Here is an 11,921-nt window from a genome sequence, read left to right on the forward strand (position 1 = left end):
TCTTAGTGAGCAAACTAGCCCAAAAAAGTGGTTTAGTGTGGCTTTGGTTGAGTCTATTACTATTAGTAATAGACTTTGCCAGTAAAACACTTGTTGTAGGGACTATGGCTTATCAAGAGTCGATAAACTTACTCCCTGTTTTTAGTATTACTTATGTGCATAACTATGGTGCTGCTTATAGCTTTTTAAGTGAAGCGGGTGGTTGGCAGCGTTGGTTTTTAAGTGCGATTGCCATTGCTATTAGTGCTTTACTTGTGTGGTGGCTAAAACGCTTACCTGCAACAAACAAAGTACTATGCGGTGCTTATGCACTGGTACTTGCAGGCGCTATTGGTAATTTATACGATCGTATTGCGTATGGTTATGTAATCGACTTTATTCACGTATTTTATAAAGACTCACATTTTCCGGTATTCAATATTGCTGATTGCGCTATTTGTATTGGCGCAGCGTTATTGTTATTTGACGCCTTTACCGGCGAGAGTCCGAAGGAGCATAAAGCATGAGCCAAGCTGTAATTGGTGAAAACTCGCAAGTTATTTTCCATTTTTCTATTAAATTAGAAGATGGCTCTGCCGCTGATTCTACCAAGGTGCACAACAAACCTGCTAAATTAACAATGGGCGATGGCAGCTTAACGGCAAACTTCGAAAAGTGTTTATTAGGTTTAACTGCAGGCGAAAGTAAAACGTTTGAATTAGAACCTGAAGATGCTTTTGGTCAGCCAAATCCAGATAATATTTACTACGTTGACCGCAGTAAATTTGGCCCAGAAACACCAGCCAAAGTAGGTGCAATTATTGCGTTTACTCAACCTGATGGCACTGAGCTTCCAGGTTTAGTTCGCGAAGTGCAAGGTGAGTCGGTAACGATTGATTTTAATCACCCTTTATCTGGCCAACGTTTAACGTTTGAAGTTGATATTATTGAGGTGGAAGGCTAATGGAAATATTACTAGCTAATCCTCGCGGCTTTTGCGCTGGTGTTGACCGTGCTATTAGTATTGTTGAGCGCGCTCTAGATATTTTTGAAAAGCCAATTTATGTGCGCCATGAAGTAGTACATAACCGCTATGTGGTTGATGGACTAAAAAGTCGTGGTGCGGTATTTGTTGAAGATCTTGATCAAGTACCTGACGACAGCATTGTTATTTTTAGCGCACATGGCGTATCGCAAGCTGTTCGTTCTGAGGCTAAACGCCGTGATTTAAAAGTATTTGATGCAACGTGTCCGCTTGTAACTAAAGTACATATGGAAGTTACACGTGCGAGTCGTAAAGGTATTGAGTGTATTTTAATTGGACACCATGGCCACCCTGAAGTAGAGGGGACAATGGGACAATATGATAACTCAGCCGGTGGCATTTATCTTGTTGAAACCGTTGATGATGTTGTTGCACTTAATGTAAAAAATGCTGAAAATCTTTTTTATTGCAGCCAAACAACACTCTCAGTTGATGACACCGCAGATGTTATTGATGCACTACGCAATAAGTTTCCATCAATTGATGGACCGCGTAAAGATGACATTTGTTATGCAACGCAAAATCGTCAAGACGCTGTTCGTGACTTAGCTGATAAAGTTGATGTGCTATTAGTTGTAGGGGCTAAAAACAGCTCTAACTCTAATCGCTTACGTGAACTTGCAGATAAAATGGGCACAGTTGCTTATTTAATTGATGATGCAACTGATGTACAAGAACAATGGGTTTTGGGTTCTAAAGCTGTAGGCGTAACTGCGGGTGCATCTGCGCCAGAAGTACTCGTACAACAAGTTATAAGCCGATTAAAAGAACTTGGTGGTACGCAAGTTGTTGAAAACCCGGGCGAGATAGAGAATATCGTTTTTGCTGTTCCTGTAGAGCTACGTTAATTTAAATATATTAAACATTTAGATTAAAGGAGAGTCGTTATGAGCAAGTCACTTCAAAATGATGGTTTGCTTTTTTCGGCTCTTTTTAATGAGCGAGGCGTACTAGCTTCGCTTATTGTTTCTCAAGTTATTGCTATTGTTTTAGCTTTTGCACCTAATGTAGAAGGAGATATTTGGCTTCGGCTTGGGATCATTAGCTTGTTTATGCATTTAATTGTTTTATTCGGTACCTCTTCTTTATATTTTTGTAGAGCTTTTTTACAAAAACGTACTCAAACTTTTCAGTTAAGTATACTTTTTGCCTCTTTTTTATTATCTACCTGTCTTTTTAGTATTTTATTTTCTCATTTTGCTTTTGATATAGATGATACAAATAGCCTAATTTATTTCACACTTCGCAATTGTATTATAGTGGCTTTACTGGCTGCTTTATTCGTTCAGTTTTTATTAATTCATTTTGAAAAAGAGCAACAAACTCAAGCACTCTCTCGTGCAGAACTTGATGCCTTACAAGCTAGAATACGTCCTCATTTTTTATATAACAGTTTAAACACTGCTGCAGAGCTTACCCATCATGATGCAGATGCGGCAGAGCAAGCCATTTTAGCTTTAGCCGCCTTATCGCAGGCTGCAATGCACTCGGGAAAAAATGTATCTCTTGAAGATGAAATAACGCTGAGCAAGCAATATATCGCACTTGAAACATGGCGGTTTGGTAATCGCTTAAGAGTTGATTGGCAAATACCCAATACACTGCCGGCATTGAGTATTCCTTGCTTAACCCTGCAGCCATTAATTGAAAATGCAGTATGCCATGGTGTTGAAACAAGTGAGCATGGTGCTGAAATAAAAGTAGAGCTACATATCACTACCGGCTATATAACCATGATTGTTTCTAACCCTATAACAATTTCTAACGCTCAAACTAGGCCTAATAACGGAATGGCGCTTGAAAACATTCGCCAGCGATTAAATATTTATTATAAAAATAAAGCGCAGCTAACAATTACTAATAAAAATGATGTGTTTAGGGTCAAGGTCGTTATCCCTAAGCTAATTGAGGGCAGTGTATGAATGTACTCATTGTTGATGATGAACCTCTTGCGAGATCTCGCTTAATCCGTTTGTTAGCACACGATAAAAGTATAGTTGTACAAGGTGAGGCAAGTAATGGTAATGAAGCCCTAGTACTTGCTAAAAATCAAACGCCAGATTTGATTTTTTTAGATGTTGATATGCCCGGTATGAATGGTTTACAAGTTGCGAATGAGCTCAATAGTTTAACTCTACCGCCCGCTATTGTTTTTATAACTGCCCACCCTGAGCATGCTTTTGATGCACTACAATTAAGCGCTGCAGGTTATTTAGTTAAACCTATTTCAGAGCAATCATTGCAAAAGGTGCTTAAGCAAGTTGGGCGTTTAAATAAAGTACATATTCAAAAACAAAAAAATGTAAAAGTGTCTTATCAATTAGCGGGCACCCTTCGTAGTGTTGATATAAATGATGTTTTGTACTTTAGTGCAGAAGAAAAATATACCAAAATGATATTCTCCGGTGGAGAAGCTTTGCTTGAACAAAGTCTAAAGCAATTAGAGCTGCAATATCCCACATATGTTTTGCGAATTCATCGCAATACAGTAGTTAATAAACAAAAAGTAATTGCTTTGCATTCAAAAGGGAGTGGGCATCATGTGATTGAACTGCAAGGGTGCAGCGAGTTATTACCTGTGAGCCGCCGCGAGCTTAAATTAGTTAAAAATACGCTTTAGACTTATTTTGCAATTAAGTTGCCTCTGACTTAAATGCATTTACGCTTAATTACTACTGTTTTGTTGAATGAGTCGATTTAATTAACCGTTTATCAACAAATATAACCGCTTGTCTTAGTCCTCATTGATTCCTAAAATAAATAGCATAAACTTATAATCAGATAATTTTTATTTGGTTTTACTATGCAGTCATCTCAAACAAAAGTGCAAAGAGGCTTCACTCTAATTGAAGTGTTAATTGCATTTATTATTCTTAGTTTTGGCCTGTTAGGCGCAGTTGCCTTGCAAGCAAAAGCAAAGCAAGCAAGCTTTGATTCTATGCAGCGAGCTGCTGCAGTTGCACTTGGTAATGATATTGTGCAGCGTATTCGTGCCAACGATACTCCTCAAATAGCGGGACTATATACACAGACATTTGATAGTGAAACTGCTACTACAACCTCGCAGGCGTGCTTTACAAACACTTGTAGCGCAGCGCAAGTTGCAGCCCTAGATCTTGAGCAGTGGAAAAGAGCTATAAGAGCTCGAGAAAATACGGGAACTTTAGATGGTGCTACCGTATGTATTGCACCTACCGCAGTTGCTGGTTCGGGTGGTAAAGCATTTAATTTAGAAGTAATTGTTTCGTGGCAAGGTCGACAAGAGTTTAATGCAAATGATGCTACTGGCGCTATAAAGTGTGGAACGGCTGACAAAAAGCGCCGCTTAGTTGTTTTAACTAGTTATATTTACCTTAGGAGCTAACATGAAGCAAAAAGGTTTTACACTTGTAGAAATGATGATTTCATTATTTATTGGTGGATTAATACTAGGTGGCGTTATGTTTACCTATATAGGAATGAAAGTAACCACTAAAGATACGATGACTATTGGTGAGCTTCAAGAATCAGGGCGCCTTGCAATTAACATTATGCAACGTGATATTGAACAAATTGGCTTTTGGGGAACTTATTATGACGATTCGTTCACCGCAATAAACACAGATACACTAGCAAACCCTGGAACAGACTGTTTTGAAGGATTAAATAATGGGAGTTTCCCTGATTTTGCTACAGCTAGTAATTTTAGAACTATTTACGCAAAGGTTGCTGGCGAATCAAAAGAGCTTAACTGTCTAAATAATCCGATTAAAAGCACTGATATTATTCAATTAAAATTTTTACAAGGCAAGAGTTTAACAGTTAGTGCAGTAACTAATGAGACTCAGGCCGATGAAAATTACTTTGTAGCTGAGCAAGAGAAAGCTCAATTTCTCCGTGGAACGGTTAACGCTGCAACTCTTAATGTTAATGCAACTGTTTGGCCTTATAGCCATCATGTTTATTATCTATCAGAACAAACTTATAAAGTTAATAATAAGAATTTAACTGTACCTGCATTAATGAGAAAGCGCCTGGTTGCTGGAAATATCAACACAGAAACTATTATGGAAGGTGTTGAGAATATGCGGTTTGTTTTTGGTCTTGATACTAACAGTGACAATCGTGTAGATACCTACCGAAGTATTCAAGATATGAAGCATACAGATTGGGAAAATCGTAAAGGTATTTTAACTGTTCAGGTATTTTTATTAATACGCGCATTGCAGCCAGATCCAGGAGTTAAAATTAAAAACCAAACTTATACATTAGGTGAAGATGAAGATAAGCGTGTATTAACATTTACCGATAATTTCAGACGTACTGTATTTACTACTACTATTCGATTAAATAATGTTGGATCAAATTTATGGCGTATTTAAAACAATCACAAAAAAAACAGCAAGGTGTAGTTCTAATTACAGCTTTAATAATGGTTATTGCAGTGACCGGTATTGCTGTAACACTTATGAGCAGTAGTAGTATTGATATTAAAATTACCAATGCAGCACAAGAGCGCGAAGTAGCCGAAAATGAACTCATTGGTGAAGTGCAGCGCATGATCTCTGATGAGGCAAATCAAGGCGCTAATAATCAGTTCTTCCTGACTCCAGATGAAGTAACTGCAATCGCGGATGGTGATGACAAAGGTATGGTGATTGCAAATCATGCAGATATGCAAAGCAAAATGACTAACCTGAACAAGGGGGCGCTAGATTTAGAATGTCCTCGACGTTTTAATTTTACAGCAGGTATATCGTGCAATATGTTGCAGGTCGCCACCACAATAGAATATGGATCTAAAAGTAAGCATGAACTAACTATTGTTACAGGTATAGCACAAGAAATGGCCAGCGTAAGCAAGGGGATTTAAGATGAAATTTAAATTAAACAAAGTGTTAGCCTCTTTGCTTGGCTTAACAATAAGTATGTCGGTATTCGCTGAGGATATTGAGCTTTATGTAAATCATGATGTAGAGACAGACGAAAATCCAAGAGTGTTAATGATATTTGATACATCAGGGAGTATGGCTTGGGATGTTGTAGATGGTGGCCAGTGTTATCGCCGTTATCAAAATGGACAGTTTTATACATCTGATTGTTTTAAAAGCCAGACTTATTTCAATTATACACAACAGTGCTATAAATCTGTAAATGGATATGCTCAAGCTGTTTGTGAGGATAGTCGCTTATTGGTGGCAAAAAATGCAGTTAGCCAACTTATTACCGATAATGATGATATTGACTTTGGTTTAATGAGATTTAAAGAAAGCTCAGGTGGTTATGTATTAGCAAGGCTTGGTGCTAACAAAAACACTCTACTCAATGAAGTTGACGATTTACCTGCAAGTGGCGCAACGCCTTTAACTGAAACATTATGGGAGGCATATAGATATATTACTGGTCAAAATCTTGACTTTGGATACGGGGTTAATAACAGAGATAAAGCTGCTGATGCGAGTGGCACTTATAAGTCACCATTTAAAAAAGAAGCAGGAGACCCTCTCAGGTGCGATAACTCAATTAATATTATTTTGATGACAGATGGTGATCCTACTAACGATAGTGGACGAAATAATTATATACAAACGGTCCATAATAACTTATTTAGTGATTCAGCTCCTTTTGTAACTGGTGATTATTCTGATAGTTATTTAGTTGCTTTAGCAAAAATAATACACGGAACAAATAATACAAAAGTAGATTTATACTCCGATACAAGTGATGTATTAGATACTGGCAGAGTGTTCACCATTGGCTTTGGTACAGGAATGAGTGATGGCGGCATTGACTTGCTAGAGAAAGCTGCATCAGTTGGTGGTGGGCAGTACTTAGAAGCGCGAACTTCAGAAGCTTTATCAGAGGCATTAAAAAATACGATTTCGAGAATTAGAGAAGTAAACGATAGCTTTTCTTCGCCGTCAGTAGCTAGTAATAACGTAGATCAAACTCGTAGTCGTGATGCTATTTATTTCGCGATGTTTTACCCTGAAACGGGTGCTCGTTGGCGCGGTAATCTAAAAAAGTTAAAAGTATCTGGAAGTCAAATTGTTGACTCTAAAGGGCTTTCGGCACTTGATGAAAGTGGCTTAATAGATGAAAGTGCAAGAACTTTTTGGTTACCAAGCGATGAGCTCGCAGATGGTAACTTAGTAGCACAAGGCGGTGTTAACCTTCATTTAACAACATTAGATTCAGATAGTCGTAATTTATACACTGATAATCAGGGTTCTATAGTAAATTTCAATACCTCAGTTGTGAGTGATATTCTCAATTTAGTCGATAACAATCCGCTAAGTTTATCGAGCAATGATATCAAGTGGGCTATGGGTATAGACGTTGATGATGAAGATGCTGATGGTTCTAGCGTTGATCAACGTAAAGACATTTTCGGTGATCCTCTGCATTCTAAACCTGTTGCAATCGATTATGGTAATGATGATATTCGAGTTTTAATAGGAACTAATGCTGGCTTTTTACATATGTTTAAGGATTCAGATGATAGCGTAAGTGAAAGTTGGGCATTTATACCGTCTGCTTTATACAACATTATTGAACCTCTACGTGAAAATCAAGCCGATACGAAAGTATATGGTATGGACGGTCCTATTAGTATTTACTTTGATAATAAAAACTTAAATAGTGATGGTTTAAATGACGGTATTATTGATGCGAGTGGCGACGATAAAGTGTGGGCTTTTGCAGGAATGCGTCGCGGTGGTAAAAATTACTATGGACTTGACATAACAAACCCGAATATACCGAAAAAATTATGGGACGCTCCAATCGAAGGTGGTAAAGGTGATTTTAAAGAGCTTGCGCAAACATGGTCAAAGCCACAAATAGCCTACATTAAAGCCTTTGGGGATAAACCCTTATTAGTTTTTGGTGCTGGTTATGACACTAATAAAGACGCCGCTATACGTAGTGAAGATAATATAGGGCGAGGTATCTATATTGTTGAAGCTGAAACCGGTAAAAGGGTGTGGGCATTAACACCCGATATTAATGGCTTTAAAGGTAAACACAGTATTGCGGCTAATATAACGACACTCGACTCAGATTATGATGGATATATAGACCGAATTTATGCGGCAGATACCGGAGGTGATATTTGGCGTATAGATATGCCTGGTAGTAATACTAGCGAGTTTAGCCACTTTAAATTAGCTGAGCTTGGTAGTAATAAAGCAACTGAGGACCGACGCTTTTTCTATAAACCACTCGTAGCACGTACAATTTATAGCAAAGTAAGCGAGTCAACAGTTAATGGCAGCACCGTTATAACACGCTTAGATACACCGTATGATGCCATAGTTATCGGCAGTGGTAATCGCTCAAAACCAACTGGTACCAATGAAAAAGATCAATTGTTTATGATCAGAGATGAAAATACGGTTAGTAAATCATATAAAACGAATGCTCCAGATACTATTGTACCTGCTGATTTGATGCAAATGAACTCAGATCCATTTGGTAATGCGTTAGATGACGTTGATGATTTTGTTGATTTGGAAGTCGATTTAGCTAAATTTAATGGCTGGAGATATGAGTTAGGAACGGGTGAAAAGTCGCTAGCTGCTGCTACAGTTGTTGGAGGTGTTGCTTATTTTACAAGTTTCACACCTGCATCAGATACATCGACTGAAAACCAATGTTCCCTAAGTGGTGGTGGTGGTTCTTTATACGCATTTCACCTACATTATGGTACGAAAGTCTATGACGACCTTAAATTTACAACCAGCTATGATGTACCAGATACACCTCAGTTATACTTTGGCGAAGGCCCTTCATGCGTAGATGGTAATGGAGATGGTAAGTGTGATGACAACCCAACAGTTGACGTAACACAAGAAAGTCAGTTTTATCTAATTGGGCCGGGTATCAAAGGTGAAAATGCTGAAAACCCAATGAAGCCTGTTGAGATAAAGGGCCCCGGCTTAACAATTGTTGATGGTAAAGTTGTGTTAGTTAATGACGATGCTGTAGGATTTGGCTTTAAAACCCAACAAACATATATCTATAAACGTGAAGAAAATGACGAAGTTAATAATTAAGGAAATTAAATGAAAAAACAACACGGGTTTACCTTAATTGAGCTGATGATAGCCGTTGCTATCGTCGGCATACTCGCTTCAATTGCGCTGCCTAACTATACTGAATATGTAAAGCGGGCTTCGCGCGCTGAAGCGGCTGCAGCATTGTTAGATGCTGCAAATAAGGAGGAGCAGTATTTTGTCGATAATAGGGAATATACAGAGACATTTACTGATTTAGGATTGCAAAGTAAAACCGAAAATGGCCATTTTGAACTATCTATAAGTGTAGTCGATAGCAATACCTTCACTATTACAGCTAAACCTATAGACGGTGCTGTAAAAGGCGATAATGATTGTAAAGAGCTTACAATTACTGACACAGGCCTCAAAGGTGCAAAAGGGTCTAAAGGAGACTCAGATGTTGACTATTGCTGGGGTCGATAGCCAAGATTACTTCTTCTGACACTTATCAGTTGATTTGATGCGAATTCTACCCGTTTGACTTACAGATAAAGCCAATCCTTCGAGATTGGCTTTATTGCTATTGGGGCAATATATAAAAGTTCCATTTTGAAAACCATTTAAAGAGCCATCTGGACGAAATGTAATGGCGTTGCGCGGATACTCTAAAGTATCAGCATCATGAACATCCTCGAAAGTGCTTAAGAGTAACTCATCATCATCTAGAGTCGTTGATTTATCTTTGTCGATAAAGAGTGACATTTGACCATCCCACTCGTCCTTTGTACATTGACTGCCTTTTAGTGCGCAAAGCGTGACGTAGGTACCATTTTCAATTGCGTAAAGGCGGCCATAATTTATATTTCGGTGTAGTAGACTCACATGGTTATCTAATCGGTTTTTAGCCAAGAAGTCTGGATAAAACCACATCGATAATTGACTGATTACACTGACAACAGCAATCGAAACCATTAATTCAAGAAGTGTCACTCCCTTGTTTTTTGATATAGATAATCTCATCCTTGAAGACCTGAGTTAATAAATGATTAACTCAGTCTAGTAAATGATACAAATATGACAAGATGAATTTGTATGTTTTTTAATCGCAAGTCTGAGCTGTATCACCAGTATAAAAAGAAGTACCAGATTGAGATACTGTTAAAGCTTTGTTATTTTCATTATCATTATTAGGGCAATAGATAAAGTCTCCAGGATTTGTTGTAATACGACCACTAGTATTAAAACGAAGACTTGTCTCGTCACCACTATAACTAAGGCTATCAGTTGCAGGAATATCCTCTATAACTCTCAGCAAGGCATCGTTAGCTACGTTATAACTTCCATTGTTATCAGCATCAACAAAAACAACAATGATTTTATTCGTGTCCCATTCTTGTTGACATTCAAATTCATCATTGGCTTGTTTAATAGCGCCTTCTTGTGCGGGACATAGAATTACTATTTCATCCGTACTTGCTGCTTGAGAGCGAGCATAAGTAATGCTTCTTTTTAATTCCAACAAAAAATTCTCCGCTCTATTTTCTTCTAGCATATCGCTGCTATTCCAGATAGCAATGGATGCAATGATCCCAACGATAGCAACGGTTACCATGAGTTCTAAAAGAGTGAATCCGTTTTGTTTGTTTTTCATATTAATCTCATTTACTGCTAGTCATTTAAGTATCGCTATTTTTATACAATAAATTATACCATGATCGGTTGTTTTATCACCGTAATTCAATCGCTTTGTTTGCTATGAGCATCATGATTGTCTAAAATCGAGACAACTGGAGCTTTCAAAAGTAATTAATATGAAAAAAATAGAAGCAATTATCAAACCTTTTAAGTTAGATGATGTGCGTGAAGCACTGTCTGACGTGGGTATTACAGGTATGACGGTAAGCGAAGTTAAAGGCTTTGGACGTCAAAAAGGTCATACTGAGCTATACCGTGGCGCAGAATATATGGTGGATTTTTTACCTAAGGTTAAACTTGATATTGTATTGACTGATGAAAATGTAGATCGTGCAATTGAAGTTATTGTAAAAACGGCGCAAACAGGAAAAATCGGTGATGGTAAAATATTTGTCACTGATGTTGAGCGTGTAATACGTATTCGTACTGCTGAGGAAGATGAAGAAGCGATTTAAGCTTGTTTTTCTATGTAGTAAAAAGGCGCTTAGTAAGCTGTCTCTTGATCACAAGTCTGACTCAAGAGATTTTGCTAAATCGTAGCCTTCCAGGATGGCTTGTAACTTAAGCCATCCTTGCCATAACACTTTCACAGATGCACGCCCTGTGCGCTTGGTATCTTTCCAGCCTCCTAACTTTGCCAGTTCCTGATACGCCCATGACATATTTGGAGCAGTTTCAGGCAATGGTGTTTTTATTCTCTTTAACCACAATAACTTCCATGCTTTGGGAGATAACAGTTGTTCACAACTTGGAGAATCAGGCTGCTCATTGGTGAACTTTAGTTGCAATATTCGCGTCGCAATAAAGCCATTAATCGTCACCAATCTTTCCATGTTATCTTGGCTTTGAAGGCGTAAACTTTCGATATCCGTGCCATCACTTTTCCAGACTTTATGGTATTCCTCTACAAGCCAACGGTGCTCATAGTAGGTGATGATAGCTAAGGCGTCTTCTTTGCTGGTGACTGGTTCACTGGTTAATAGGTGCCAGCTTAAGCCGTTCTCAGCGTTTCCTCTCTCTGCACTGCCGACATAGTAAACTGGGAGGGAGCGTCCTTTCTTATTGTAAGGCGCTTTGAGTGTCACTGGCGCATAGGTGATATCCAGTGTTGCGCTTCGGGCTTTTCTTCCTCCTTTTCCCCCTGTGTCAGGATAGTTGTCGCCTCTAACTTTTAATAGAGGCAGATAAAATGAGACGTCGATTTACACAAGAATTTAAAGTTC

General features: G+C 38.3%; 13 protein-coding genes and 1 pseudogene. 11 read left to right on the forward strand and 3 right to left on the reverse strand.

Translation table 11 applies throughout. The annotated features are described in order from the left end of the window. Positions 1 to 5: 5 nt before the first annotated feature. The 10 genes from lspA (at position 6) to WNY98_RS11650 (ending at position 9,486) form a co-directional block, all read left to right on the forward strand. The gene (gene lspA / locus WNY98_RS11605) at positions 6 to 506 is read left to right on the forward strand and encodes a signal peptidase II (RefSeq protein WP_007376920.1); all 501 of its coding nucleotides are present in this window, start codon (positions 6 to 8) and stop codon (positions 504 to 506) included. Continuing rightward, positions 503 to 943 (forward strand): FKBP-type peptidyl-prolyl cis-trans isomerase, encoded by a 441-nt coding sequence (gene fkpB / locus WNY98_RS11610; RefSeq protein WP_002958231.1) that lies wholly within the window; start codon positions 503 to 505, stop codon positions 941 to 943. The genes lspA and fkpB overlap by 4 nt, the downstream gene beginning before the upstream one ends. Then, the gene (ispH, locus tag WNY98_RS11615; protein ID WP_342877971.1) at positions 943 to 1,872 is read left to right on the forward strand and encodes a 4-hydroxy-3-methylbut-2-enyl diphosphate reductase; all 930 of its coding nucleotides are present in this window, start codon (positions 943 to 945) and stop codon (positions 1,870 to 1,872) included. The genes fkpB and ispH overlap by 1 nt, the downstream gene beginning before the upstream one ends. A 39-nt stretch (positions 1,873 to 1,911) precedes the next feature. Then, positions 1,912 to 2,946 (forward strand): histidine kinase, encoded by a 1,035-nt coding sequence (locus tag WNY98_RS11620; RefSeq protein WP_342877972.1) that lies wholly within the window; start codon positions 1,912 to 1,914, stop codon positions 2,944 to 2,946. Beyond that, positions 2,943 to 3,644 carry a LytTR family DNA-binding domain-containing protein gene (locus WNY98_RS11625; RefSeq protein ID WP_342877973.1) on the forward strand — a complete coding sequence of 234 codons (702 nt, stop codon included), beginning with the start codon at positions 2,943 to 2,945 and terminating at the stop codon, positions 3,642 to 3,644. The genes WNY98_RS11620 and WNY98_RS11625 overlap by 4 nt, the downstream gene beginning before the upstream one ends. 183 nt (positions 3,645 to 3,827) lie before the next feature. Next, positions 3,828 to 4,388, forward strand: a complete 561-nt coding sequence (pilV, locus tag WNY98_RS11630) for a type IV pilus modification protein PilV (protein WP_024598444.1) — start codon at positions 3,828 to 3,830, stop codon at positions 4,386 to 4,388. 1 nt (position 4,389) lies between these two features. Next, positions 4,390 to 5,385, forward strand: coding sequence for a PilW family protein (locus WNY98_RS11635; protein WP_342875437.1), 996 nt, complete (start codon positions 4,390 to 4,392; stop codon positions 5,383 to 5,385). Beyond that, positions 5,373 to 5,876 (forward strand): hypothetical protein, encoded by a 504-nt coding sequence (locus WNY98_RS11640; RefSeq protein WP_024589418.1) that lies wholly within the window; start codon positions 5,373 to 5,375, stop codon positions 5,874 to 5,876. Before WNY98_RS11635 ends, WNY98_RS11640 begins: the two co-directional genes overlap by 13 nt. 1 nt (position 5,877) lies before the next feature. Continuing rightward, the gene (locus WNY98_RS11645; RefSeq protein ID WP_342877974.1) at positions 5,878 to 9,060 is read left to right on the forward strand and encodes a PilC/PilY family type IV pilus protein; all 3,183 of its coding nucleotides are present in this window, start codon (positions 5,878 to 5,880) and stop codon (positions 9,058 to 9,060) included. A gap of 9 nt (positions 9,061 to 9,069) precedes the next feature. After that, on the forward strand, positions 9,070 to 9,486 hold the full coding sequence (locus WNY98_RS11650) for a type IV pilin protein (RefSeq protein WP_024598441.1): 417 nt from the start codon (positions 9,070 to 9,072) through the stop codon (positions 9,484 to 9,486). 6 nt (positions 9,487 to 9,492) lie between these two features. Here WNY98_RS11650 and WNY98_RS11655 read toward each other — a convergent pair whose 3' ends face one another. Next, a complete protein-coding gene (locus WNY98_RS11655; RefSeq protein WP_342877975.1) occupies positions 9,493 to 10,023 on the reverse strand; it encodes a GspH/FimT family pseudopilin in 531 nt (176 codons plus the stop codon). 79 nt (positions 10,024 to 10,102) lie between these two features. Beyond that, positions 10,103 to 10,654, reverse strand: a complete 552-nt coding sequence (locus WNY98_RS11660; RefSeq protein ID WP_170072089.1) for a GspH/FimT family pseudopilin — start codon at positions 10,652 to 10,654, stop codon at positions 10,103 to 10,105. 160 nt (positions 10,655 to 10,814) lie between these two features. Between WNY98_RS11660 and glnB the strand changes: the two genes are divergently transcribed. Then, positions 10,815 to 11,153, forward strand: a complete 339-nt coding sequence (gene glnB, locus WNY98_RS11665) for a nitrogen regulatory protein P-II (protein ID WP_008166582.1) — start codon at positions 10,815 to 10,817, stop codon at positions 11,151 to 11,153. A 48-nt stretch (positions 11,154 to 11,201) separates the two neighbouring features. Here glnB and WNY98_RS11670 read toward each other — a convergent pair. Beyond that, positions 11,202 to 11,834: pseudogene (locus WNY98_RS11670) on the reverse strand (IS4 family transposase); the annotation flags it as partial. Positions 11,835 to 11,921 lie beyond the last annotated feature (87 nt).

It is taken from the genome of Pseudoalteromonas sp. AS71 (assembly GCF_038900275.1).
In the GTDB taxonomy this organism is placed as follows: domain Bacteria; phylum Pseudomonadota; class Gammaproteobacteria; order Enterobacterales; family Alteromonadaceae; genus Pseudoalteromonas.